The 24860-nt window shown below is 71.5% G+C and carries 19 protein-coding genes; 6 read left to right on the top strand and 13 right to left on the bottom strand.

The features are described 5' to 3' along the window. Nucleotides 1-115 precede the first annotated feature (115 nt). Nucleotides 116-784 carry a GAP family protein gene (locus ACFWQG_RS05800; protein ID WP_378506626.1) on the top strand — a complete coding sequence of 223 codons (669 nt, stop codon included), beginning with the start codon at nt 116-118 and terminating at the stop codon, nt 782-784. 91 nt (nt 785-875) lie between these two features. On the opposite strand, the gene ACFWQG_RS05795 is transcribed toward ACFWQG_RS05800, so the two are convergent. Genes ACFWQG_RS05795 through rpsP form a run of 5 tightly spaced genes read right to left on the bottom strand, consistent with a single transcriptional unit; the run spans nt 876 to nt 5179 of the window. Continuing rightward, a complete protein-coding gene (locus ACFWQG_RS05795) occupies nt 876-3215 on the bottom strand; it encodes a Tex family protein (protein ID WP_378506625.1) in 2340 nt (779 codons plus the stop codon). A 48-nt stretch (nt 3216-3263) separates the two neighbouring features. Beyond that, nucleotides 3264-3956 (bottom strand): tRNA (guanosine(37)-N1)-methyltransferase TrmD, encoded by a 693-nt coding sequence (gene trmD / locus ACFWQG_RS05790; protein WP_378506624.1) that lies wholly within the window; start codon nt 3954-3956, stop codon nt 3264-3266. A 2-nt stretch (nt 3957-3958) separates the two neighbouring features. Then, complete coding sequence (rimM, locus tag ACFWQG_RS05785; protein ID WP_378506623.1) at nt 3959-4486, bottom strand: ribosome maturation factor RimM; 528 nt, start codon at nt 4484-4486, stop codon at nt 3959-3961. Between the two features lie 4 nt (nt 4487-4490). Further along, on the bottom strand, nt 4491-4733 hold the full coding sequence (locus ACFWQG_RS05780) for an RNA-binding protein (RefSeq protein ID WP_378506622.1): 243 nt from the start codon (nt 4731-4733) through the stop codon (nt 4491-4493). Then, complete coding sequence (gene rpsP / locus ACFWQG_RS05775) at nt 4733-5179, bottom strand: 30S ribosomal protein S16 (protein WP_378506621.1); 447 nt, start codon at nt 5177-5179, stop codon at nt 4733-4735. The genes ACFWQG_RS05780 and rpsP overlap by 1 nt, the downstream gene beginning before the upstream one ends. 301 nt (nt 5180-5480) lie before the next feature. Between rpsP and ACFWQG_RS05770 the strand changes: the two genes are divergently transcribed. Beyond that, a complete protein-coding gene (locus ACFWQG_RS05770) occupies nt 5481-6137 on the top strand; it encodes a DUF5336 domain-containing protein (protein ID WP_378506620.1) in 657 nt (218 codons plus the stop codon). Continuing rightward, nucleotides 6134-6934: an NADase-type glycan-binding domain-containing protein gene (locus tag ACFWQG_RS05765; RefSeq protein ID WP_378506619.1), complete on the top strand. Its 801-nt coding sequence runs from the start codon at nt 6134-6136 to the stop codon at nt 6932-6934. The genes ACFWQG_RS05770 and ACFWQG_RS05765 overlap by 4 nt, the downstream gene beginning before the upstream one ends. A 128-nt stretch (nt 6935-7062) precedes the next feature. Here ACFWQG_RS05765 and ACFWQG_RS05760 read toward each other — a convergent pair whose 3' ends face one another. The 7 genes from ACFWQG_RS05760 to ACFWQG_RS05730 form a co-directional block, all read right to left on the bottom strand. Beyond that, entirely contained in the window at nt 7063-8157 is a 1095-nt protein-coding gene (locus ACFWQG_RS05760) for an amidohydrolase family protein (protein WP_378506618.1), read from the bottom strand. Between the two features lie 3 nt (nt 8158-8160). After that, nucleotides 8161-9726, bottom strand: a complete 1566-nt coding sequence (ffh, locus tag ACFWQG_RS05755; protein ID WP_378506617.1) for a signal recognition particle protein — start codon at nt 9724-9726, stop codon at nt 8161-8163. A gap of 75 nt (nt 9727-9801) precedes the next feature. Beyond that, nucleotides 9802-12345 (bottom strand): [protein-PII] uridylyltransferase, encoded by a 2544-nt coding sequence (locus ACFWQG_RS05750; RefSeq protein WP_378506616.1) that lies wholly within the window; start codon nt 12343-12345, stop codon nt 9802-9804. After that, on the bottom strand, nt 12335-12673 hold the full coding sequence (locus ACFWQG_RS05745; protein WP_378506615.1) for a P-II family nitrogen regulator: 339 nt from the start codon (nt 12671-12673) through the stop codon (nt 12335-12337). The genes ACFWQG_RS05750 and ACFWQG_RS05745 overlap by 11 nt, the downstream gene beginning before the upstream one ends. A gap of 5 nt (nt 12674-12678) precedes the next feature. Next, on the bottom strand, nt 12679-14007 hold the full coding sequence (locus ACFWQG_RS05740; protein WP_378506750.1) for an ammonium transporter: 1329 nt from the start codon (nt 14005-14007) through the stop codon (nt 12679-12681). A gap of 261 nt (nt 14008-14268) precedes the next feature. After that, a complete protein-coding gene (ftsY, locus tag ACFWQG_RS05735; protein ID WP_378506614.1) occupies nt 14269-15696 on the bottom strand; it encodes a signal recognition particle-docking protein FtsY in 1428 nt (475 codons plus the stop codon). 56 nt (nt 15697-15752) lie between these two features. Then, a complete protein-coding gene (locus ACFWQG_RS05730; RefSeq protein WP_378506613.1) occupies nt 15753-16379 on the bottom strand; it encodes a TetR/AcrR family transcriptional regulator in 627 nt (208 codons plus the stop codon). Nucleotides 16380-16626: 247 nt separating this feature from the next. On the opposite strand from ACFWQG_RS05730, the gene ACFWQG_RS05725 reads away from it, so the two are divergent. The 3 genes from ACFWQG_RS05725 to ACFWQG_RS05715 are packed head-to-tail and all read left to right on the top strand — an operon-like array spanning nt 16627 to nt 21157. Then, on the top strand, nt 16627-17667 hold the full coding sequence (locus tag ACFWQG_RS05725; RefSeq protein WP_378506749.1) for an NAD(P)-dependent alcohol dehydrogenase: 1041 nt from the start codon (nt 16627-16629) through the stop codon (nt 17665-17667). A gap of 23 nt (nt 17668-17690) precedes the next feature. Further along, nucleotides 17691-19349, top strand: coding sequence for a class I adenylate-forming enzyme family protein (locus ACFWQG_RS05720; RefSeq protein WP_378506612.1), 1659 nt, complete (start codon nt 17691-17693; stop codon nt 19347-19349). Beyond that, nucleotides 19346-21157, top strand: a complete 1812-nt coding sequence (locus tag ACFWQG_RS05715; RefSeq protein WP_378506611.1) for an amidohydrolase family protein — start codon at nt 19346-19348, stop codon at nt 21155-21157. Before ACFWQG_RS05720 ends, ACFWQG_RS05715 begins: the two co-directional genes overlap by 4 nt. Before the next feature lie 41 nt (nt 21158-21198). On the opposite strand, the gene smc is transcribed toward ACFWQG_RS05715, so the two are convergent. Beyond that, nucleotides 21199-24807, bottom strand: a complete 3609-nt coding sequence (gene smc, locus ACFWQG_RS05710; protein WP_378506610.1) for a chromosome segregation protein SMC — start codon at nt 24805-24807, stop codon at nt 21199-21201. Nucleotides 24808-24860 lie beyond the last annotated feature (53 nt).

Here is a 24860-nt window from a genome sequence, read left to right as displayed (position 1 = left end):
GACCAACGTCAACGGCTCGGGCTGCATGCCCCGAGCATCTCACCCCGACCGGACCCGACGCACTCATCCGTCGCGGGTGGTTCGCGCGGGCCCGGACTCTGCGAGCATCCCCGGCATGGGACACGCAATCGGAGGCATACTTCCACTCGCGCTTGGCATCGCGATCAGCCCGATCCCGATCATTGCCGCGATCCTCATGCTGCTGACCCCGAAGGCGGGCAGCACCGCCACCAGCTTCACGGCGGGCTGGGTGCTCGGCATCGCGGGCGGCTACGCGGTCCTCGTGGTGATCGCAAGCGTCGTCGGGCTCAGCACGGATTCGAACGGCAACGCGGTCACGGCGACGATCAAGATCGTGCTGGGTGTGCTGCTGCTTCTGCTCGCAGGCAAGCAGTGGCGCGGCCGCCCGAAGCCGGGCGAGGCGCCCGCGATGCCCGGGTGGGCCGCCATCGACAAGGTCACCCCCGGCAAGGCGTTCGGCCTTGGTCTGGTGCTATCGGTGGTGAACCCGAAGAACCTGCTGATGATCGTCGGCGCCGCGGTGGCGGTCGCGCAGCTGGGCGTCAGCGGTGCGGCGCTCACGGTCGCCGGCATCGTGTTCACCGTGATTGCGGCCAGCACCGTCGCGCTCCCGGTGATCGCCTACTTCGCGGCGCGGGACCGGGTCACCGGCTGGTTGAACGAGCTGACGGCGTGGCTGACCGCCAACAACGCCGCGGTGATGGCGACCCTGCTGCTGGTTATCGGGGTCGTGATGATCGGCAAGGGCATCGGCGGGTTCTGACCCGCCACTCCGCCCGAGTGAACGTACCGTTCAGTCGATCTAATCGACTGAACGCTTCCGTTCACTCGGGCGGGGGGGTGGGCGAAATGAACTACTTCCCGAAGCCGGCCTTGCGGAGGGCGTCGGCCATCGAGCCGGTGGCGGGACGCTCGGCACGACCCCCGGACTGACGCTGCTGGCCGCCGCCGTTGCCGCGGCCGTTCTGCCGCTGGCCGCCGCCACCGGAGCCCTGACCACCCTGCCGCTGACCGCCCTGCCGGGGGCCGGACTGCTTCGGTGCGCCGGGCTCATCGTCGAGCCGCAGGCTCAGGCCGATCCGCTGCCGCGGCACGTCGACCTCCATCACCTTCACCTTGACGACGTCCCCGGACCGGACCACCTCGCGCGGATCCTTGACGAAGGTGTGCGACATCGCCGACACGTGCACGAGGCCGTCCTGGTGTACCCCGACGTCGACGAACGCGCCGAACGCGGCGACGTTGGTGACGACCCCCTCGAGGACCATGCCGGGCGTGAGGTCGGCGACCTTCTCGACCCCGGCAGCGAACGTGGCGGTCTTGAACTCCGGGCGCGGGTCGCGGCCCGGCTTCTCCAGCTCGGCGATGATGTCGGTGACGGTGGGGACACCGAACCGCTCGTCGGCGAACTGCTGCGGGCGCAGCGACCGCAGCATCGACGCGTTGCCGATGATCTCCTTGACCGTCGCCCCCTGCGCGTCGACGATCCGCCGCACCACCGGGTACGCCTCGGGGTGCACGGCCGACGAGTCGAGCGGGTCGTCGCCGTCGGCGATCTTGAGGAAGCCCGCGCACTGCTCGAACGCCTTCGGCCCGAGGCGGGCCACGTCCTTGAGCGCGGCACGGGTCCGGAACGGGCCGTTGGCATCCCGGTGCGCGACGATCGACTCGGCGAGCGACGCGGCGATGCCCGACACCCGCGACAGCAGCGGCACCGACGCGGTGTTGACGTCGACACCGACCGCATTCACCGCGTCCTCGACGACCGCGTCGAGGGACCGCGCGAGCAGCGTCTCCGACACGTCGTGCTGGTACTGACCGACGCCGATGGACTTCGGGTCGATCTTCACCAGCTCGGCGAGCGGGTCCTGCAGCCGGCGGGCGATGGACACCGCACCGCGGATCGACACATCGAGGTCGGGCAGTTCCTGGGAACCGTACGCGGACGCCGAGTACACCGACGCGCCCGCCTCCGAGACCATCACCTTGGTCAGCTTCGCCGCCGGGAACTTCGCGATCAGATCGGTGGCGAGCGCATCGGTTTCCCGGGAGGCGGTGCCGTTGCCGATCGCGATCAGGTCGACGCGATGCTTGGCGGCCAGCCCGGCGAGGGTGGCCAGCGACTGGTCCCACTTGTTCGCCGGCTGGTGCGGGTAGATGGTGGCGTGGTCGAGCACCTTGCCGGTGGCGTCGACGACCGCGACCTTGGTGCCGGTGCGGAATCCCGGGTCGAGACCCATCGTGGTGCGGGTGCCCGCGGGCGCGGCGAGCAGCAGGTCCTTGAGGTTGGTGGCGAACACGTCGACCGCGTCCTGCTCGGCCGACTGCCGCAGCCGCATCCGGGTGTCGATGCCGAGGCTGACGGCCAGCTTCGTCTTCCAGGCCCAGCGGACGGTGTCGAGCAGCCACCGGTCGGCGGGACGCCCCCGGTCGGCGACCCCGAATCGGGCGGCGATGCGGCCCTCGTAGACGGTCGGCTCCCCCGGCGCCTGCGGCTCGGTGTCCGCGTCGAGGCCGAGCGAGAGCACCTCTTCCTTCTCGCCGCGCAGCAACGCGAGGATCCGGTGGGACGGCAGCTTCTCGAACGGCTCGGAGAACTCGAAGTAGTCGGCGAACTTCGCGCCATCGGACTCCTTGCCCTTGCGGACCGTGGATGTCACCTGGCCGCGGCGCCACATCGTCTCACGCAGCTCACCGACCAGGTCCGCGTCCTCGGCGAACTGCTCGACGAGGATCGCGCGGGCGCCCTCGAGCTGCTCGGCGGTGTACTGGGCGGGGTCGACGGAGGGGTCGGCGAGGAGGGTGTCGGCGACCGGCTGATGCCCGGCCTCCCTGGCGATCTGCGCCTTGGTGCGCCGCTTCGGCTTGTACGGCAGGTAGATGTCCTCGAGCCGGGCCTTGGTGTCGGCGAGGATCAGCTGATCCTCGAGTTCGTCGGTCAGCTTGTCCTGGGCGCGGATCGACTCGATGATCGCGACCCGGCGCTCGTCGAGCTCGCGCAGGTAGCGCAGCCGCTCCTCGAGCTGTCGCAACTGCACGTCGTCGAGGCCGCCGGTGACCTCCTTGCGGTATCGGGCGATGAACGGGACCGTCGCGCCGCCGTCGAGGAGGTCGACGGCCGCACGGACCTGCTCCTCCCGAACGTCGAGTTCCTCGGCGATGCGTTGGTTCACAGATTTCAGGGCTGAGGTCACGGCGACCGACCCTACCGTGACCCACCGACAGTTCGGCCGGGCGCGGGGCTACGCGTCGTCGGTGCCGGGGAGGAGGTCGGGCCGCCGCTCCGCAGTCCGCGCCAGCGACTGTTCGCGCCGCCACTGCGCGACCTTCGCGTGGTTGCCGGACAGCAGCACCTCGGGCACGTCGAGGCCCCGCCAGCTCACCGGCCGGGTGTAGCTGGGACCTTCGAGGAGCCCGTCGGAGAACGAATCCTCTTCGTGCGACTGCTGATTGCCGAGCACCCCCGGCATCAGCCGGACGACGGCCTCGGCCATCACCAGCACGGCGGCCTCCCCGCCGATGAGCACGTAGTCCCCGATGCTGACCTCTTCGACCCGCGCCCGGCGGGCGGCGTCGTCGAAGACGCGTTGGTCGATCCCCTCGTAGCGGCCGCAGGCGAAGACGAGGTGCTTCTCGGTGGACCAGCGCTGCGCGGTGGCCTGGGTGAACGGCACCCCGGCGGGGGTGGGGACCACGAGCAGCGCGTCGTCGGGGCAGACAGCGTCCAGCGCATCGCCCCAGATCGTGGGCTTCATGACCATGCCGGGCCCGCCGCCGTACGGGGAGTCGTCGACGGCCTTGTGCACGTCGTGCGTCCAGTCCCGCAGGTTGTGCACGCCGACCGAGACGAGGCCCTTCTCGATGGCCTTGCCCAGCAACGCGGTTCGCAGCGGCTCGAGGTACTCGGGGAAGATCGTGATGACGTCGAGGCGCACGGCTACTCCGGGTCCAGTAGTCCTTCGGGTGGGTCGATCTCCACGTAGCCGCCCGCGACGGAGACGGTCGGGACGATCGCGGTGACGAACGGGATCAGGATCTCACCTGTGTCACTGCCGACCGGACGCACCGACAGCAGTTCCCCGGCCGCGGAGTGCAGCACCTCGACGACCGTTCCGACGACGGAGCCGTCACCGAGCCGCACCTCGAGGCCCTCGAGTTCGTGGTCGTAGAACGAGTCCGGGTCGTCGGACGGCGGCAGGTCCGCGGTGTCGACCACGAACAGCGTGCCGCGCATCGCGTCGGCCGCGGTGCGGTCGTCGACGCCGCGTACACGCAGCAGAAGCCGCCCGGAGTGCTCCCGGGCGGCTTCCACCGTGTAATCGGTGAGCTTCCGATCGCGGGGCTTGCGGCCGCGCAGGACCGCACCGACGGCGAAGCGCAGCTCCGGCTCGTCGGTGCGGATCTCGACGGCGAGTTCGCCCCTGATGCCGTGCGACTTGGCGACACGGCCGATGACGAGTTCCACCGAATTACTGATCGGTGTCGATCACGTCGACGCGAAGGCCCTTGCCACCGATGCCGGTGACGAGGGTCCGCAGTGCGGTGGCGGTGCGGCCGCCACGGCCAATGACCTTGCCGAGGTCGTCGGGGTTGACGTGTACCTCGACAGTGCGCCCGCGACGCCCGGTGATCATCTCGACCCGGACATCGTCGGGATTGGCGACGATGCCGCGAACGAGATGTTCGACGGCGTCGGCGACAACGGCACTCATTACTCGCCGGCCTCAGCGGACTCGGCGGGGGCCTCGGCCTCGGCGGCCTCGTCCTTCTTGGCGGCCTTCTTCTTCGGGGTGATGGCCTCGGCGACCGGCTCGTTCTCGGCGGCGGCGAGCGCGGCCTGGAACAGCTCCAGCTTGGAGGGCTTGGCCTCCTTGGTCTTGAGGGTGCCCTCGGTGCCCGGCAGGCCCTTGAACTTCTGCCAGTCGCCGGTGATCTTGAGCAGGTTCTCGACCGGCTCGGTGGGCTGGGCGCCGACGCCGAGCCAGTACTGCGCGCGCTCCGAGTCGATCTCGATCAGCGACGGCTCTTCCTTGGGGTGGTACTTGCCGATGGTCTCGATCGCACGGCCGTTGCGGCGGGTGCGAGAGTCCGCGACGATGATGCGGTACTGCGGGTTGCGGATCTTGCCGAGCCGCGTGAGCTTGATCTTGACAGCCACGATGGAACCTTTCGAATGGTCACGGCGCAATTCAGCGATGCGCAAGGCATGCGCACCCGGTTTTGCGTTGATGGGGTGTTGTGACCGCCGCGCGGTGCGTAACCGGAGACGGGCGAACAGCGGTCCATTCTGCCAGACGCGCACACCACCCGACGAATCGCCCGCCCCGCGACCGCCCCCGGGACGGCCCGCGGCGACGCGCCCGCACCCGGATAGCCGCCCGACCCGCCCACCGTCTGCCTACACTCCGGTCGACCGCGGGCCACGCGGCCCGGTTCGACGACTCGAAAGGGGCACGACGTTGTCGCCCTCGCCGCCGCGTCCACCCGCGCCGAGCGCAGCTCCCGCGCAGGCACCGTTCCCGAGTTTCACGGACGGGCCCCCGGTACCCGAGCGACGCCGCGGCATCGCCCTCGCCGCGGTGGTCCTGCTGCTCGGGGTCGCCGCCCTCTTCGTCGGCCTCGGCCCCTACCTCGACGCGCACACCTCGGGTGGCGTCGTGACCGTCAGCGCGATCGCGCTCCCGCAGGGCCTGCTGGTGGTGGCGGCAGTGCTGTTCGCTGGCCTGGTGGCGGGCCTGTCGACGCTCCCCCGGCTCGCCACCGTCCGCGGCGCCACCCCGGTGCTGCACGCGATCGCGACCGCGTCCGCGGCGGCGGGCACCCTGCTCGCGCTCTTCGTGCTGATCGTCATCGGCAACGTCGCGACGCCGGCGGACCTGCTCGGCGCCGCCGCCGACGGCACCGAGTCGGTGGTCATCGGGCTCGGCTGGGGTGGGATCACGATCCTCGTGCTCGCCGCGCTGCAGGCCGTGGTCGCGTTCGCCGCGCTCGCATACGACGTCGGGCTCGCGCAGGCGCGGCGCGCCCCGACCACGCCGCACGAACCATTCCTGCCACCCGAACCAGCCACCACGCCGACGGCCGCCGCCGCACCGACGAAGGACACCCCCGCATGACCGACAGCACCCCCACGCCCGCGGCGCCCCCCGAACCGCCCCGCCCGCCGCTGTCCGGGCGGGGCTGGGCGGTCGTGCTCACGTCGATCGCGGCGGTCCTCGCGGTGCTCGCCGGCGGCGGCTACCTGATCAACCGGGCCCTCACCGACGACACCGGTGCCGTCGCGGGCAGCGCGGCACCCGCGGACGACACCGACACCGCGGACGGCGGGGACCTTGCGGGCGGGGACTTCGGGGGCGGGGCCTTCGAAGTCCCTGCCGGGGACGTCAGTGCCGACACCGTCGCCGTCACCCCGACCGCCGTGCTCCCGACCTGCACGCCGCTGCCCCCGGCGGTGGACTCGACGGGCCGCACGCACGCCTACGAGGCACCGAACGCGATCGACGGTGATGTCACGACCGCGTGGCGCTGCATGGGCACCGCGGGCCAGACCCTCGCCGTCAGCTTCCCGTGCTCGGTCCAGTTGGCGTCCATCGGCGTCGACCCCGGCCACGACAAGACCGACCCCGACGGATCCGACCGGTTCGCGCAGAACCGGAAGGTCACCGAGGTGAAGTGGACATTCGACGACGGCAGCACCACCGTGCAGCGGCTCGAGCCACGGCGCGGCGTCCAGACGATGCCGGTCGACACCACCGCGCGCACCGCGACGTTGACGGTCGTCGCGACCGTCGACGGTCAGCCGGTCTCCAGCCGGGACGGGGTGCAGTCCGCCCCGTTCAACGATGTCACCTCGATCAGCGAGATCCGGTTCACCGCCCGCGCTGGCGACGCCGGCGACGGCTGCACCCGGTAGGACGCGCCGATGAACCGGCCCCGCTACGCGAACCGGCCGCGCCAATGAACCGGCCCCGCTACGCGAACCGGCCGCGCCAATGAACCGGCCCCGCTACGCGAACCGGCCGCGCCGATGAACCGGCCCCGCTACGCGAACCGGCCGCGCCGCGTGACGACCTGCCCGCGCAGCACCACCAGGTCCGGCCGCGCCAGCACATCCGGCCCGATTCGCGGGTCCCGGTCGTAGACGACGAGGTCCGCTGGGGCGCCGTCATCGAGGCCCGGATGCCCGAGCCAGGTGCGGGCATCCCAGCAGGCGGCGCCGAGCGCCCCGGTCGGCCCGAGGCCTGCCGCAGCCAACTCGGCGACCTCGTCGGCGATCCGGCCGTGCCTGATCGATCCGCCCGCGTCGGTGCCCGCGTAGATCGCGACACCTGCGGCGTGCGCGGCGGCCACCGTCTCGTAGCGCCGGGCGTGCAGGTCACGCATGTGCGCGGCATACACCGGGAACCGGGATGCCGAGTCCGCGATCTCCGGGAAGGTCGCGATGTTCACCAGCGTCGGCACCAGCGCGGTGCCGTGCTCGACCATCATCTCGATGGTCTCGTCGGTCAGGCCGGTGCCGTGCTCGATGCAGTCGATGCCCGCGCCGATCAGCCCCGGCAGCGCGTCCTCGCCGAACACGTGCGCGGTGACCCGGGCGCCCGCCCGGTGCGCGGCGGCGATGGCCTCCTTCAGGACCGCGTCGCTCCACAGCGGGCGCAGGTCCCCGACCTCACGGTCGATCCAGTCGCCGACCAGCTTGACCCAGCCGTCGCCGCGCAGCGCCTGCTCGGTCACCGCCGCAGGCAGCTGCGCCTCGTCGTCCAGATCGACCGGCAGGCCGCGGATGTACCGCTTGGGGCGCGCGATGTGCCTGCCCGCGCGGATGATCCGCGGCAGGTCCGGGCGCGCGTCGACGAGGCGGGTGTCCACCGGGGACCCGGCGTCACGGAGCAGCAGGACGCCGCGGTCGCGTTCGGTCTCCGCCTGCGCGAGCAGCCCGGCCTCGTCCTCGTGGCCGCCGCCGTAGCGGATGCCGACGTGGCAGTGCGCGTCGACGAGGCCGGGCAGCACCCATCCGGTCTCGGTCAGGGTCCGCGCGGCCGGGATCGGGTCGGCGGAGAGCATCCCGTCGTCACCGATCCACAGTTCGATGGGCTGCTCGTCGGGCAGGCCGCGGCCCGCGATGCGCAGCGACACGGCCTAGTTCTTCGGCAGCTTGAGCTGGGACAGGTCCAGGCCCTCGAGACCCGGCGGCAGCTCGTCGAGCCCCTTCGGCATCTTCGACAGGTCCATCCCGGCGGGCAGTCCGGGGAAGCCGCCCGGCATCCCGGGGAAGCCGCCCTTCATCTTCGGCGGGGTCGGACCCTTGCCGCCCTTCTTACCCTTCTTGCCCTTCTTCGAGCGCTGCGAGCCGCGGGCACCGGGCATGCCCATCCGGCCCGCCATCGCCGTCATCATCTTGCGGGCCTCGAAGAACCGGTCGACCAATTGGTTGACGTCGGAGACCTTCACACCGGACCCGTTCGCGATCCGCAGCCGGCGGGAGGCGTTGATGATCTTCGGGTTGGCCCGCTCGGCCGGGGTCATGCCGCGGATGATCGCCTGGATCCGGTCGAGCTGCTTGTCGTCGACCTGCGCGAGGGCGTCCTTCATCTGGCCCGCGCCGGGCAGCATCCCGAGCAGGTTACCGATCGGGCCCATCTTCCGGACCGCCATCATCTGCTCGAGGAAGTCCTCGAGGGTCAGCTCGCCCGACCCGATCTTCTGCGCGGCGACCTCGGCCTGCTTGGCGTCGAAGACCTGCTCGGCCTGCTCGATCAGGGTGAGCACGTCACCCATGCCGAGGATCCGGCTCGACATCCGGTCCGGGTGGAAGACGTCGAAGTCCTCGAGCTTCTCGCCGGTGGACGCGAACATGATCGGCTTGCCGGTGATCTCCCGGACGCTCAGCGCGGCGCCGCCGCGGGCATCGCCGTCGAGCTTGGTCAGCACGACACCGGTGAAGCCGACACCCGACTGGAACGCCTCGGCGGTGTGCACCGCGTCCTGGCCGGTCATCGCGTCGAGGACGAACAGCACCTCGTCGGGCTGGACGGCGTCGCGGATCCCCGCGGCCTGCGCCATCAGTTCCTCGTCGATGCCGAGGCGGCCAGCGGTGTCGACGATCACCACGTCGTGATGCTTCGCGCGGGCCTCCTCGATGCCGCGGCGGGCAACATCGACGGGGTCGGCGGCGGACTGGCCGAGCTGGTTCTCGCCGCCGCCGATCGACGTGCCGGGGTGCGGCGCGAACACCGCGGCACCGGCCCGCTCGCCGACGATCTGCAGCTGACCCACCGCGCCGGGGCGCTGCAGGTCGCAGGCCACCAGCAGCGGGGTGTGGCCCTGCCCGGTCAGCCACGTGGCGAGCTTGCCCGCGAGGGTGGTCTTACCGGAACCCTGCAGGCCGGCGAGCATGATGACCGTCGGCGGGGTCTTCGCGAACTGCAGCCGCCGGGTCTCGCCGCCGAGGATCCCGACGAGCTCCTCGTTGACGATCTTGACGACCTGCTGCGCCGGGTTCAGCGCGCCGGAGACCTCGGCACCCTTCGCGCGTTCCTTGATCTTCGCGATGAAGGACCGGACGACCGGCAACGCGACGTCGGCCTCGAGCAGGGCGAGCCTGATCTCCCTGCACGTGGCGTCGATGTCGGCGCCGGACAACCGGCCCTTGCCGCGCAGGTCCTTGAGGGCACCGGTCAACCTGTCGGAAAGGGATTCGAACACCGAGCGAGCTCCTGGCTGTGAGACGGGGTGGTCTGGACCGGCACGGGGCCCGTCCGCGGACACGTGCACACCAGCCTAGCCGCTCGGGGCGGCACCCCCCTCCTCCCCGCCCCTCGGCGGCGCCGGGGCGGGCACCACCGACAGGATCGCCGCCGCCAGGTCCGCGCGGGTGACCCGCGGATCGCCGTCGCCGAGGTGAAGGCAGAACGCGTCGACCACGGAGGTGCCGAGGGTGGTGACCTTCGCCCACCGGACGTCCGCACCGTGCTGCTCGAGCACCGCGGCGAGCCGGCACAGCATGCCGAGCCGGTCCTCGGTGCGCAGTTCGAGGATCACCTGCCCCGGGACGTCGGAGTCGAACCAGATGATCCGCGGCGGCGCCTGCGCGTACTGCACCGGCACTCCCGCCGCGCCCAGGTCGAGCACCTGCTCCTGCTGTGCGGCCCGCTCCTTCTCGGCGAGGGTGGTGACCAGGTCCAGTTCGCCTGCCGTCGCCCGGATCAGCTCCTGCCGCAGCAGCCCGGCCTGCGGGGGTGCACCGAAGCGGGGCGCGACGGTGAACGAGTTCACCACCGCATCGCCGTGACTGCCGACCGCCGCCGACAGCACCCGCAGCGAGTGCAGGGCCAGCACCCCGGCCGCGTCGGACAGCAGGCCGGGCACGTCCGGCGCGATCACCGTCACCGTGTAGGTGTGGGGCCCCTCGGCCGGCGTCAGCATCACGTGCACACCCCCGCCCTCGGCGAGGGCGGCGTGTTCCGGGTCGATCGGGTCGGGTTCCGGCAGCGGCTCGCCCGCCATCACCAGCCTGCAGCGACGCACCAACTCCCCGATGAGCGTCGCCTTCCACTCGCCCCACACCCCGGGCCCGGTCGCGAGCGAATCGGCTTCGGCGAGCGCGTAGAGCAACTCGAGCAGCACCGGGTCGTGTCCGAGCGCGTCGGCCACCATCCGCACGGTCGCGGGATCGTCCAGGTCTCGGCGGGTTGCGGTGTCCGGGAGCAGCAGGTGGTGCCGGACCATCGCACTGAGCACGGTGACATCCGACGGCCACAGGCCGAGCCGCCTGCCGATCTGGGTGGCCAGGTCGGCCCCGACGACGCTGTGGTCGCCGCCGCGCCCCTTCCCGATGTCGTGCAGCAACGCACCGAGGAGCAGCAGATCCGGGCGGGTGACCCGAGTGGTGAACGCACTCGCCTGGACCGCCGTCTCCACGAGGTGCCGGTCCACCGTCCAGGTGTGCACGGCGTCGCGGGGCGGCAGGTCGCGAACCGAGCCCCATTCGGGCAGCAGCCGCCCCCACAGCCCGGTGCGGTCGAGCGCCTCGATCACCGCTGCCGTCCGCGGCCCCGACCCCACCAACACCAGCAGATCCGCGAGCGCCTCCGTCGGCCACGGCTCCCGCAGCTCCGGCGCGCTGTCGGAGAGCCTGCCGAGGGTGGACGCCGAGATCGGCATGCCGGTCCGGGCTGCGGCCGCGGCGACCCGCATGATCAGCCCGGGGTCCCGCGACGGTGTCGCGTCCCGCGCCAGCACCACCTCCCCGGCATGCTCGACGACCCCCTCGTCGAGCGGCCGCCGCACCGGCACCCGACGGAGTCGGGCCAGGCCGCGCCGCGGCAACCCGTTGCCCGCCGTCCGCAGCCCCACGTCCACCGAGTAGCCGATGGTGCGGGCCGAGTCGCTCAACGTCCTGGCCAGGTCAAAGCGGTCACCGATCCGCAGCGCGGCCCCGATCTCGTCGGCGTCCTGTGCGCGGACCTGGTCCCTGGCGCGGCCAGCTACCCGGTGCAGTTCGGTGCGGACATCGAGCAGCCGCAGATGCGCGGAGGCCAGCCCCCCGCCCGGCGCATCCGGCCCGAGTCCCGTTGCCGCGTCGGTCAACTGGGCGATCGCCAGCGCGTCAAGCAGCTGGACGTCGCGCAGTCCGCCGCGGCCGTTCTTGACGTCGGGTTCGGCGCGATGCGCGATCTCCCCGCTGCGGGACCACCGCGCGCGGGTCATCTCCACGAGTTCATCGAAGCGGGACCGGATCCCGGCCCGCCACTGCCGCCGCACCCCCCCGATCAGCAGGTTCGTCAGCTCCGCATCCCCGGCGATGTGCCGCGCCTCGAGCAGGCCCATTGCCGCGGTCAGGTCGGTGGCCGCAACCTGCAACGCCTGCGGCACCGTCCGCACACTGTGGTCGAGCTTGATGTGCGCGTCCCACAACGGGTACCAGAGCCGGTCCGCGACATCGGCGACCACGCCGGGGTCCATGTCGTCGTGCAGCAGCACCAGGTCGAGGTCCGAGTGCGGAAGGAGCTCCCGGCGGCCGAGGCCGCCGACGGCGACGATCGCGAAGCCGCTGTCCGCGGTGATCCCGAGTTCGGCGCCCTTGGTGGTCAACCAGAACTCGTGCAGCTCCACCATCGCCGACCGCAACGCGGGGGCGTCGAGCCTGCGGGCGCGGGAACCACGGTCCAGCAACTGCTTCCGTGCCCGGACCAGGTCGTCGGCGGCGACGATGTGGTCGTGGCCGGGTGTCGGGGTGCCCGCGAACGCGGGTGGCCCCGACCCCGCCGCTGCTGCGACGGGATCGGGGCCACCGGATGCGGACCCTGTCGGGTCAGATGGCATCCGCGCCCCGCTCGCCGGTCCGGACCCGGATGACGGACTCGACCGGGCTCACCCACACCTTGCCGTCACCGATCTTGCCGGTGCGGGCGGCCTCGACGATCACCTCGACGACCTTGTCGACCACGCTGTCGTCGACGACGACCTCGACACGGACCTTCGGGACGAAGTCGACCGAGTACTCGGCACCCCGGTACACCTCGGTGTGCCCCTTCTGCCTGCCGTACCCCTGGACCTCGCTGACGGTCATGCCCAGCACGCCTGCCTGCTCCAGCCCGGTCTTGACGTCCTCGAGCGTGAACGGCTTGACGATTGCGGTGATGAGCTTCATTGAATTCATGCCTCCCTGACGGACGTGCGCACCGGTGCCGAGATTGCCGAGCCAACCGAACCCCCACCGCCGAGTGCGGCGAAGTCGTAGGCGTTCTCGGCGTGCTCAGTATCGTCCAGACCGCGGGCCTCGGCCTCGTCACTCGCCCGCAGACCGATCGTGAACTTCACGATGAGCGCGACGACGGTGGTGGCGACGAGCGAGTACAGCAGCACCGCGCCCGCACCGACCGCCTGGCGCCACAGCTGGTCGAGGCCCCCACCATAGAACAGGCCGTCCACCGCGGCGGGTGCGTCCGCCGTCGCGACGAAGCCGACCAGCAGGGTGCCGACGATGCCGCCGACCAGGTGGACACCGACGACGTCGAGGGAGTCGTCGAAGCCGAAGCGGTACTTGAGGCCGACCGCGAGGGCGCACAGGGCGCCTGCGACGACACCGATGACGAGGGCACCGACCACGTCCACCGACGAGCAGGCCGGAGTGATCGCGACCAGGCCAGCGACGATGCCGGAGGCGCCGCCGAGGGTGGTGGCGTGCCCGTCCCGCAGCCGCTCGACGAGCAGCCAGGCGAGCATCGCGGCGGCGGTGGCGACGAGGGTGGTGACGAACGCGGCGCCTGCGATCCCGTTGGAGCCGACCGCGGACCCGGCGTTGAAGCCGAACCAGCCGAACCACAGCAGCGCGGCGCCGAGCATCACGAACGGCAGGTTATGCGGGCGGAACGGGGTGGCGGGCCAGCCGCGACGCTTGCCGAGCATCAGGGCGAGGACCAGGCCAGCGACACCGGCGTTGATGTGCACCGCGGTACCACCGGCGAAGTCGATCGCCTTGACCGAGTTCGCGATCCAGCCGCCGGTCTCGGCGGTGACGCCGTCGAAGGAGAAGACCCAGTGCGCGACCGGGAAGTAGACGACGGTGGCCCACAGCCCGGCGAACAGCAGCCACGGCCCGAACCGCATGCGGTCGGCGACAGCACCGGAGATCAGCGCGACGGTGAGAATCGCGAACATCGCCTGGAAGGCGACGAACACCGTCGCCGGGATGGTGCCGACGAGCGGGATCGCGGCGGCGGCCCCGGTCTCCGCGTCCGCCAGGTAGGAGCCACCGAACAGACCCTTGAGCCCGAAGAACTGGAACGGGTCGCCGATCAGCCCGCCCTTGTCCTCGCCGAACGCCATCGAATAGCCGTACAGCGCCCACAGGACACCGACGACACCCATCGCGCCGACACTCATCATGATCATGTTCAGGACGCTCTTCGCGCGGACCATGCCGCCGTAGAAGAACGCCAGCCCGGGCGTCATCAGCAACACCAGCGCGGCGCTCATCAGCATCCACGCGGTATCACCGGCGTCCGGTGCTCCGATAGTCGGGAATTCCACCTTGTGCCTCCTCCTTCGTCAGGTCGCCCGCTGCTCGCGGCTTTCGACTTGAGGAGAAGAGTGCTCATCGGGTGTTTCGGCTGTGACGCCCTCGCGTTTCGCGCACGTGAACGCATCGCGGATGTGTGTTGCTACTAGGTTTCGCGGCCCTGACAGGCCGAGTTGTTGCCCCGTGCGACCCGCCGGGGCTTCCCCTCGGCCTGCTGCCGCGGTTCAGCCGAGGAGCGCGTCCACGAACGCCTCCGGCTCGAACGGCGCCAGATCGTCGGCGCCCTCACCGAGCCCGACCAGCTTCACCGGCACACCCAGCTCGTGCTGCACCTGGAACACGATGCCGCCCTTCGCGGTGCCGTCGAGCTTGGTGAGCACGACGCCGGTGATGTCGACGACCTCCGCGAACACCCGGGCCTGGACGAGCCCGTTCTGCCCGACGGTCGAGTCGAGCACCAGCAACACCTCGTCGACCACGGCCCGCTTCTCGACGACCCGCTTGACCTTGCCGAGCTCGTCCATCAGCCCGGTCTTGGTGTGCAGGCGGCCCGCGGTGTCGACGATGACGACGTCCACACCGGTCTCGATGCCCTTGGTGACGGAGTCGAACGCGATCGCGGCGGGGTCCCCGCCCTCGGGTCCGCGGACAACCTCGGCACCGACCCGCTCGGCCCACGTCTGCAGCTGGTCCGCTGCCGCGGCGCGGAAGGTGTCGGCGGCGCCGAGCAGCACCCGGCGGCCGTCCGCGACGAGCACCCGCGCGAGCTTGCCGGTGCTGGTGGTCTTGCCGGTGCCGTTGACGCCGACCACGAGCAGGACGCCGGGGGTCGCATCGTGCGGCAACGCCCGGATCGAACGGTCCATCTCCGGGTGCAGCGCCTCGATCAGCACCTTGCGGAGCAGCGCGCGGGCCTGCGCCTCGGTCTTGACGTTGCCGGACGCGATCTCCGCCCGCAACTTCCCGACGACCTCCTCGGTCACGGCGCTGCCGAGGTCGGCGATGATCAGGGTGTCCTCGATCTCCTCCCAGGAGTCCTCGTCCAGGTCGCCGCCGCCGAGCAGGCCGAGCAGCGACTTGCCGACCGCGTTCTGGGATCGGGAGAGACGGCCGCGGAGCCGGTCGAGCCTGCCCTCGGTCGGCGCGATCTCCTCGATGACGGGCGCAGCGGGCGCCTCCGGTTCCGGGGCGGGCGCCGCGGCCGGCTCCTCGACGACGGGCTCCTCAACGACCGGCTCGGCGACGACCGGCTCGGCGACCGGCGCTTCGTCGGCGGGGGCCGCGGCCTGCTCCTCAACCGCAGGCGTCTCGACGACCGGCGCGGCGGCCGTGGGCTCCTCCACCACCGGCTCCGCGACGACCGGCTTCTCGACGACGGGCTTCTCGACGACGGGCTTCTCGACGACCTTCGGTTCCGCTGGCACCGGCTTCGGCGCGGGCGGGGCGGTGGCCGTGCTCCCCTCACTGAAGTTGAAGCCGCCCGCCGACGTGTACCCGCCCGACCGGTCGGTGGCCTCGCCGAGCGCCTCGGGCCGCTCGGTCTTCGGGGTCAGGCTGACCTGCCGTCGCCGGTACAGCACCCCACCGACGACGAGGGCAACGATGAGGACGGCCAGTACGGCCGCGATGGCGATCCAAGCTCCGGTAGTCACCGACCCATACTCTCAGGCCGCGCGGCCTGCGGCGCACATGGTGCGCCTGCCGACGGTCATGGAGCCGACAGGGCCGGGAACCAGATGTCGGTGAGCACCTCCGCCGCCGTCTCCGCGGTCACGTCGATCGTGCCCTGCACCGCCCACCGGGTGAAGAAGCGTTCGAGCTGCGTGAGCAGGAGATCGACCCGCAGCCGGGCCTCGTCGCGCCGGTCCTCGGGCCAGCGGTCGAGGTACGTCGTCATCGCGTTCGGCAGGGCGAGCATCCCGTGGCGGGCGACGGCCTGCATGTCCGGCTCGAGCACGGTCGCCTCGTCCCAGGCCTGGAGCATGTCCTTGTTCTGCTGGAGCCACCCGATGGCACGCGTGATCCAGCCGGTGAGCTCCTCCCGCGAACCGGTGTCGAGGACCCGGTCGAGGTCCCGGTACACCGCGAGGGTGCTGGGCGCCATGTCCCGCTCGGCCAGGACCAGCAACACGTCGACCTTGGCCGTGAAGTGCAGGTAGAAGGTGGCCCGGCTGCACCCGACCTGAGCTGCGATGTCGTCGACGGTGACTGCGGCGTATCCCCGCGCGCTGAACAGGGTCCGGGCGGATTCCTCGATCTTGGCCCGGGTCGCCTTCTTCTGCTCCTCCCGCAGGGTGCTCTTCCGCTTGCGTGGCTTGTCGGCCGTGTCCGCCATGCCCCCAGGCTAGCGGGTGCCCACTGACTGGACTCTATGCCATAAACAAGACATAAAGTTTGTCACTTGACACAACGTCAGCGAATACTAGTCTATCGCCCAGATCACACGGGCGTTGCCGCTTGCTGGGGTCGAGTCGAGCCCGATTCCGGTCAAACACCGGAATCCGGGCACCCCGCACCCACAGGAGTACGCCCATGAGTCCCGCACACCCGCCCCGGTGGCCGCACAGGACGGCGACGGCTCGATGCGCGCGCTGCAACTGACCGGCCCCGGTGTGATCGAGGTCCGGGACGTCCCGGTCCCCGAGCTCGGTCCGTCCGATCTGCTGATCCGGGTCGGCGCGGCGGGCCTCTGCCACTCCGACCTGCACCTGCTGCACTTCCCGGTGAAGATGCGGGAGGAGCCGCTGACCCTCGGGCACGAGATCGCGGGCACGATCGAGGCGGTCGGCGACGCGGTCGACGGCCGCAGCATCGGTGAGCGCGGCGTGATCTACCTGTGCTGGTCGTGTGGGGTGTGCCGGGAATGCCTGACCGGCAACGAGAACGTCTGCCTGGCGGCGGGCCGCACCGCGATGCCGCCGTGTCCCGGCCTCGGCCCGGACGGGGGGATGGCCGACTACGTCCGGGTGCCCGCGCGGTCGTTCGTCCCGATCGGCGACCTCGACTTCCTGCAGGCCGCCCCGATCGCCGACGCCGCACTGACCAGCTGTCACGCGATCCGCGGCGCCCGCGACCACCTCGGCCCCGGCTCCACCGCCGTGGTGATCGGCGTCGGCGGCCTCGGGCACGTCGCCGTCCAGATCCTCCGCGCGGCCAGCGCGACCCGGGTCGTTGCGGTCGACGTCGGCGACGACCGGCTCGCGCTCGCGGCCCACTGCGGCGCCGAGGTCACCTTCGAATCCGGCCCGGACACCGCCCGCCGGATCCTCGACCTCACCGGTGGTCGCGGCGCGGACGCGGTGTTCGACTTCGTCGGCATCGACGCCACCGCACGCATGGCGGTCGAGTCGGTGGCACCGAACGGGGCGTACCGGATGATCGGGCTCGGCGGCGGCGTCCCCGGGGTGACGGCCGACGCCGCTGGCGGCCCCGGCTGGCCGTGGGGTGCGTCGGTGCGCAAGTCGTACGGCGGCACCCGAGGCGACCTCGTTGACGCGATCACCCTTGCGCAGACCGGGCGGCTCGTCGTCGCGGTGGAGCGGTTCGACCTGCGCGACGCCCGCAACGCCTTCGACCGCCTCGAAGCGGGCCACATCCGGGGCCGCGCGGTCCTCGTCCCCTGACCCCCGAACGACAAGGAAGACACGTGACGAAGGCCGATGATCCCCTGGCGCAGATCGCCTCCGTGATCGCCGCGCTCACCGGGCCCGGTGGCCGGTTCGAGCTCGGCGTCGAGGACGTCCTCGGCGCCGCGATGCCGGTGATGGTTGGCCGGAACCGGTCCCTCGGCGACGTCCTCGCCGCGTCCCTCGAGTACGGCGACCGCGACTACCTGGTCACCGAGGACCGCCGGATGTCCTACGCGGAGCACGGCGCCGCCGTTGCCGCGCTCGCGACGGCACTGCGCGACCGGTACGGCGTCGGACCGGGCGATCGCGTCGCGATCCTCGCCGCCAACACGCCCGAGTGGGTGCTGACGTTCTGGGCCACCCAGTCGCTCGGCGCGATCGCCGTCGGATTCAACGCCTGGTGGGCGCCGCGCGAGATCGACTACGGGATCGGGCACACGCGCCCGTCAGTGCTGATCGTCGACGGACCGCGCGCCACGCGGCTCGAGGGCCTCGCCGTCGACACGCCGGTGCTCACGATGGAAGCGGACCTGCCCCGGCTGGTGGAGGAGTTCGCCGGCGCCGAGCTGCCGCGCACCGAGGTCGACGAGGACGACCCGGCGGCGATTCTGTACACCAGCGGCACCAGCGGACGTCCGAAGGGTGCGGTGCATTCGCAGCGAAACCTGGTGGCCGTCATCGACTACCACCGCTACAGCGACGCCCTCACCGCGGCGTTCGCGGGCACCCCGGCCTCCGACGGGCCGAGCGATCTGCGCTACCTGCTCACCTCTCCCCTGTTCCACATCGCCAGCCTGCACAATCTGATCGTGCCGCGGCTCGCGACGGGCAGCGCCGTGGTGATCCACGAGGGTTCCTTCGATGTGGACCGGGTGCTTCGGCTGATCGAACGGGAACGGGTCACCAACTGGGGTGCGGTGCCGACGATGGCGAATCGTCTCCTCGACCACCCCGGCCTGAACCGGTACGACCTGTCGTCGCTGACCGCGTTCGCGCTGGCGTCGGCTCCGTCGTCCCCGACCTTCCAGGAGCGGCTGCGGGAAACGCTGCCATTCGCGCGGAATGCGCTGGTCGACAGCTACGGGCTCACCGAATGCTGCACCGCGGTGTCCGTCGCGACGCCGATGGACCTGGACACCTTCCCCGGCACCCTGGGCCGCCCGATCATCGGTGTCGCGGTCGAGGTCCGCGACCCGTTCGGCGACCCAGTGCCGGACGGCACCGAGGGCGAGATCTGCGTGCGGAGCCCGTACGTGATGCTGGGCTACTGGGAGGACGACGCGGCGACCGCGGCGGCCATCACCGACGACCGGTGGCTGCACACCGGCGACGTCGGCGTCTTGGACGGCGGGATGATCCGGCTCACCGGACGCCGATCCGACCTGATCCTGCGGGGCGGGGAGAACGTCTATCCCGTCGAGGTCGAGCAGTGCCTCGACGAGCATCCGGCCGTCGCGGAGTGCGTGGTGATCGGCGTCGACCACCCGGACCTCGGGGAGGAGGTTGCCGCGGTGGTGGTGACGCGACCGGGCGATGACGTGTCGGCGGAGGCGTTGCGCGCCTATGCCGCCGACCGGCTCGCGTACTTCAAGGTGCCGACCCGGTGGCGGATCACCACGACGCCGCTGCCGCGCAACGCGACCGGCAAGACAATGCGAACGAGGGTGCAGCTGTGACGAACCGACCAGTGCCCGGCGATCCCCGCGACGGGACGCGCTTCGACGTCATCATCAGGAACGGCCGCTGGTTCGACGGCACCGGCGCCACGTCCGCGATCCGGAACCTCGGCATCCGCGGCGGGCGGGTCGCGGTCGTCTCGATCGACCCGCTCGACGAAACCGGGTGCCCGCAGGTGCTCGACGCCTCCGGCAAGTGGGTCATGCCGGGCATGCTCGACATTCACACGCACTACGACGTCGAGGTCCTCCTGAGCCCGGGACTGCCCGAATCGGTGCGGCACGGCGTCACCTCGGTCTTCCTCGGTTCCTGTTCGCTGTCCGCCGTCCACGCGGACCCCTCCGATGCGGGCGACCTGTTTGGCCGGGTCGAGGCCATCCCGCGCAGGCACGTCGTCGACACGCTCACCCAATCCAAGACGTGGACCTCGGCGCACGAGTACATCGAGGCGATCGAGGCGCTGCCGTTGGGCCCGAACGTGTCTTCCTTCCTTGGGCATTCGGACATTCGTTCCGCGCGGATGGGACTGGACCGGGCGACCCGCAAGGAGGTCGCGCCGACGCAGGCCGAGCTCGACGCGATGGCGGCCATGCTGGAGGAGGCGCTCGACGCGGGCTTCGTCGGCCTGTCCACACAGGAACTGCTGTTCGACAAGCTAGACGGTGACCTCTGCCGGTCCCGGACACTGCCCTCGACCTATGCGACGCGGAAGGAGCGCCGCAGGCTCGGCGCAATCCTGCGACGCCGGGGTCGGGCGTTGCAGGCGGGCCCCGACGTGGCCCGTCCGCAGTCGATGGTCGCGTTGGCGCTGAGCAGCGTTGGCCTGTTCCGGCGTCCGCTGAAGGTGAGCCTGCTCTCCGCCGCCGACGTCAAGGCGACACCGGCTGCGGCGCACCTCTTCCCGGCGATGGCGAAGGCGATCAACGCGCTGGGCGGCGACTTCCGCTGGCAGCATCTTCCTGTGCCGTTCGAGGTGTACGCGGACGGCATCGATCTGCCGGTGTTCGAGGAGTTCGGCTCCGGCGCCGAGGCATTGCACCTGTCGAACCAGATCGAGGAGCGGCGGGCGCTGCTCGCCGACGTGGACTACCGGCGACGTTTCCGCGCGGACTACGACAAAAAGTACGGGCCGCGGGTCTGGCACCGGGACTTCTTCGACGCCGAGATCGTCGAATGCCCGGACACTTCGGTGATCGGCAAGACCTTCGGGCAGGTCGGGGTCGACCGGGGCGGGGTGCACCCCGTCGACGCGTTCCTCGATCTGGTCGTCGAGCACGGCACCAAGGTGCGGTGGCGTACCACGATCTCGAACCACCGCCCGGCGGTGCTCGACCGGTTCGCCGCCGACCCCGGCATCCAGCTGGGCTTCTCCGACGCGGGCGCGCACCTGCGGAACATGGCCTTCTACAACTTCGGACTGCGGTTGCTGCGCCGCGTTCAGGACGCCGAGCGGGCGGGAACACCGTTCATGTCGGTGGAACGGGCGGTGCACCGCCTGACCGGGGAGCTCGCCGACTGGTATCGGCTCGATGCCGGGCACCTGCGGATCGGTGACCGGGCCGACGTGGTGGTGATCGACCCCGCGCACCTCGATGCCACGCTCGACGCATACGCCGAGTGCCCGGTGCCGGAGTACGACGGACTGTCGCGCATGGTGAACCGGAACGAGGATGCGGTGTCCGCGGTGTTCGTCGGCGGCGAATGCGTCGTCCGCGACGGGGTCCCGACACCCGTCCTCGGCGTCCGGCGAACCGGGACCTTCCTGCGCGCCTCCCCCCCTGACCGAATGTGGGATTCGGTCACTTGAAGTGACCGAATCCCACATTCGGTCAGGAAGGGGGGCGGTGGCTAGTCGGCGACCGGGGCGGGTTCGGCGACATTCTGGCCGCGCAGCCGCTGCGAAATCACCTGCGTGATGCCGTCGCCGCGCATGCTGACACCGTAGAGCGCGTCGGCGATCTCCATCGTCGGCTTCTGGTGCGTGATGACGATCAGCTGCGACTTCTCCCGCAGCTGCTCGAACAGGCTGATCAGCCTCCGCAGGTTGGTGTCGTCGAGCGCCGCCTCCACCTCGTCCATCACGTAGAACGGCGACGGCCGAGCCCGGAAGATCGCGACCAGCATCGCGACCGCGGTCAGGGACTTCTCGCCACCCGAGAGCAGGGACAGGCGCTTGACCTTCTTGCCGGGGGGACGGGCCTCGACCTCGATGCCGGTGGTGAGCATGTCGCCCGGGTCGGTGAGCAGCAGACGGCCCTCCCCGCCGGGGAACAGCGTCCCGAACACCTGCACGAACTCGCGCTCGACGTCCACCCAGGCGTCGGTGAACACCTGCAGGATGCGGGCGTCGACGTCGGCGACGACACCGAGCAGGTCCTTGCGGGCCGTCTTGACGTCCTCAAGCTGTGTGGACAGGAAGTTGTACCGCTCCTCGAGCGCGGCGAACTCCTCGAGCGCGAGCGGGTTCACTCGACCGAGGGTGGCGAGGTCCTTCTCGGCGCGCTTGGCCCGCCGTTCCTGAGTGGCGCGGTCGTAGGGCATCGGTGCCGGCGCGACCACCTGCTCGCCCCGCTCCTTCGCCTGCTCGTACTCGGCGATCTCGAGCTCGGGCGGCGGCAGCGGCACGTCGGGACCGTACTCGGCGACCAGGTCGTCGAGGCCGATGGCGTGCTGTTCGGAGATCGCGGCCTCGAGCTGTTCGATGCGGGTCGCGGCCTGCGCGCGGGCCACCTCGTCCCGGTGCACGGCATCGGTGAGCGCGGTCAGCTGCGCGGTCAACTGCCGGACCCGTTCCTTGACCGCCTCGACCTGCGTGGCGCGCTCGGCCCGTTGACGGGTCAGGTCGTCGCGATGGGCAAGGGCGGCGGCGACGACGGTGTCGAGATGCGCGGCGACCTTCACACCGGATGCGGCGACGGCAGCCGCGACGGCGGCGGCGTTCTTCCGTGCCGCCATCGCCCGTTCGGCGCGCGCCCGCGCCTCCCGTTCGGCCCTGGCCGCGCGACGCAGCGAATCCGCCTTGCCGCGAACGGATTCCGCTCGTTCCTCCGCGGTCCGCAGGGACAGGCGGGACTCGACCTCCACCGCCCGCACCTCCGCAAGCGCCGCGGACGCCGCCTCCCGTTCGCTGCTGTCGATCACGGTGTTGGCGCCCGGCCCGCCGGACTGCTCCTGCTGGGCGAGCGTCAACCGCTCCTCGAGGTCCCGCAGGGACGCGATCGCGTCCTCCCGACCGGATTCGGCGGCGGCACGCTGCGCGGCGAGCCGATCCGACTCGGCGTGCGCGGCGCGGGCCACCTGCCCGAGGCGGCCGAGCTGCTCGTAGATCGCGGACATCGCCGCATCGGATTCGTGCAGCGCGGCGAGGGCATGCTCGGCGGTCTCGGCGCGATCCCCGTGCTCTGCGCGGGCGCCGGCCAGCGCGGCGGTCAGTTCCTCGGATCGCCGCTCGGCATCGGCGAGCGACGCCGTCGAGGCGTCAATGGCCGACTGCACCTCAAGGGTCGACGGCCTGCGGTCCGATCCGCCGATCACCCAGCCCGCACCGACGAGGTCGCCGGTCCGAGTGACCGCCCGCCACCGCGGGTGCGCGGCAACGACATCCGTAGCCGTCGCGATGTCGTCGACGACCAGCACCGCTCCGAGCAGCGCGGTGAGCGCGCCGCGCAGCGACGCCGGGTGCTCGACCAGGTCGAGCGCGGCTCGGGCGGCAGACGGCGGGGTCGGGTCGCCGCCGGGCGCCGGGGTGTGCGTGACGACGAGGGCTGCCCGACCGCCGTCGGCCCGCTCGAGTGCGTCGACGGCCGCGTGCGCCGCGTCGAGGGATTCGGCGGCCACCGCGTCGGCCGCCGGACCGAGCGCCGCGGCGATCGCCGCCTCGTAGCCCGCGGCGATCCGCACCTGCCCGGCCAGCGGACCGATGAGGCCGTCGCCGGACCGGTTCTCGAGCAGCCACGCTGCGCCGTCCTTCTGCTGCAGGCCGATCGCGAGCGCCTCGATCCGGGCGCGCAGCGACGCGACCTCCTGACCCGAGGCGCGCTCGGCGTCCTGCAGTTCGGTGACCCGCGCCGTCGCCGACTCGAGCGCCGCGACGGACCGCTCGTGGTGCGAGTCCAGCCCGAGTTCGCCCGCGTCGAGTTCGTCGACCCGCTCCTGCACGGACTCGAACTCCGCCTGTGCGGCGTCCCCGCGGGCGCGGGCGTCGTCGATCGCGAGTGTCAGGCGGGCCACCTCGGCGTCCACCGAGTCGGCGCGGGTGCGCAGCGTGTCCACCTGGCCGGTCAGCCGGGCCAGGCCCTCACGCCGGTCGGCGACCGCACGCACCGCCGCCATGTGGGCGCGTTCGGCATCGGCCGCCGCCTCCTCGTACTCGGCGAGGGTGTCCTGCGCGGCGTCGAGGGTGGCGCGCGCGATCTCCACGGCCTCCTGCAGTTCCAGCTCCTCGGCGGCGACCCGCTCGGCCTGCTCGTCCAGCTGATCGGGGTCCTGGCCCCGATGCGCCACCGGATCCTCGTCGAGGTGCCGGGCCCGTTCGGTCGCGATCCGGACGGTGGCGCCGACCCGCTCGGCGAGCGCGGACAGCTGGAACCAGGTCTGCGCGGCGGCCTCCGCGCCGGGGGTGAGCCGGGCAAGGGCCTGCTCGTGGGCGCCGAGTTCGGTGCTCGCCTCCTCCAGGTCGCCCTGCACGTGCTCCTGTTGGGCCCTGGCGATGGCCTCGTTCTCGGACTGCGAGGCCAGCTCGGTGCGCCGGGTCACCAGATCGTCGGCCGCGAGCCGGAGCCGGGCGTCGCGCAGGTCGGCCTGCACGGTCTGCGCGCGGCGTGCCACCTCGGCCTGCCTGCCGAGCGGTTTGAGCTGGCGCCGCAGTTCGGTGGTCAGGTCGGTCAGCCGGGCCAGGTTGGCCTGCATCGAGTCGAGCTTGCGGACCGCCTTTTCCTTGCGTTTGCGGTGCTTGAGGACGCCCGCGGCCTCCTCGATGAACGCGCGGCGGTCCTCGGGCCGGGACTCCAGGATCGCCGCGAGGCGGCCCTGCCCGACGATGACGTGCATCTCCCTGCCGATTCCGGAATCGGACAACAGTTCCTGCACGTCCATCAACCGGCAGGAGGTGCCGTTGATCTCGTACTCGCCCGCGCCGTCGCGGAACATCCGCCGGGTGACGGACACCTCCGAGTACTCGATCGGGAGGGCGCCGTCGCTGTTGTCGATCGTCAAGGTCACCTCGGCACGGCCGAGCGCGGCCCGGCCGCTGGTGCCGGCGAAGATGACGTCCTCCATCTTGCCGCCGCGCAACGCCTTGGCGCCCTGCTCGCCCATCACCCAGGTCAACGCGTCGAGAATGTTCGACTTGCCGGACCCGTTCGGTCCGACGACGCAGGTGATGCCCGGCTCGAAACGCAGAGTCGTCGCGGAGGCGAAGGACTTGAATCCTTTCAGCGTCAGACTCTTGAGATGCACAGCCGATGAGATTACGGCACCACACCGACCGATTCCGCCACCCCGCGCCAGGA

It is taken from the genome of Rhodococcus sp. NPDC058532 (genome assembly GCF_042719255.1).
GTDB lineage: Bacteria > Actinomycetota > Actinomycetes > Mycobacteriales > Mycobacteriaceae > Rhodococcus_G.
This window is presented reverse-complemented; position numbering and strand designations above follow the sequence as displayed.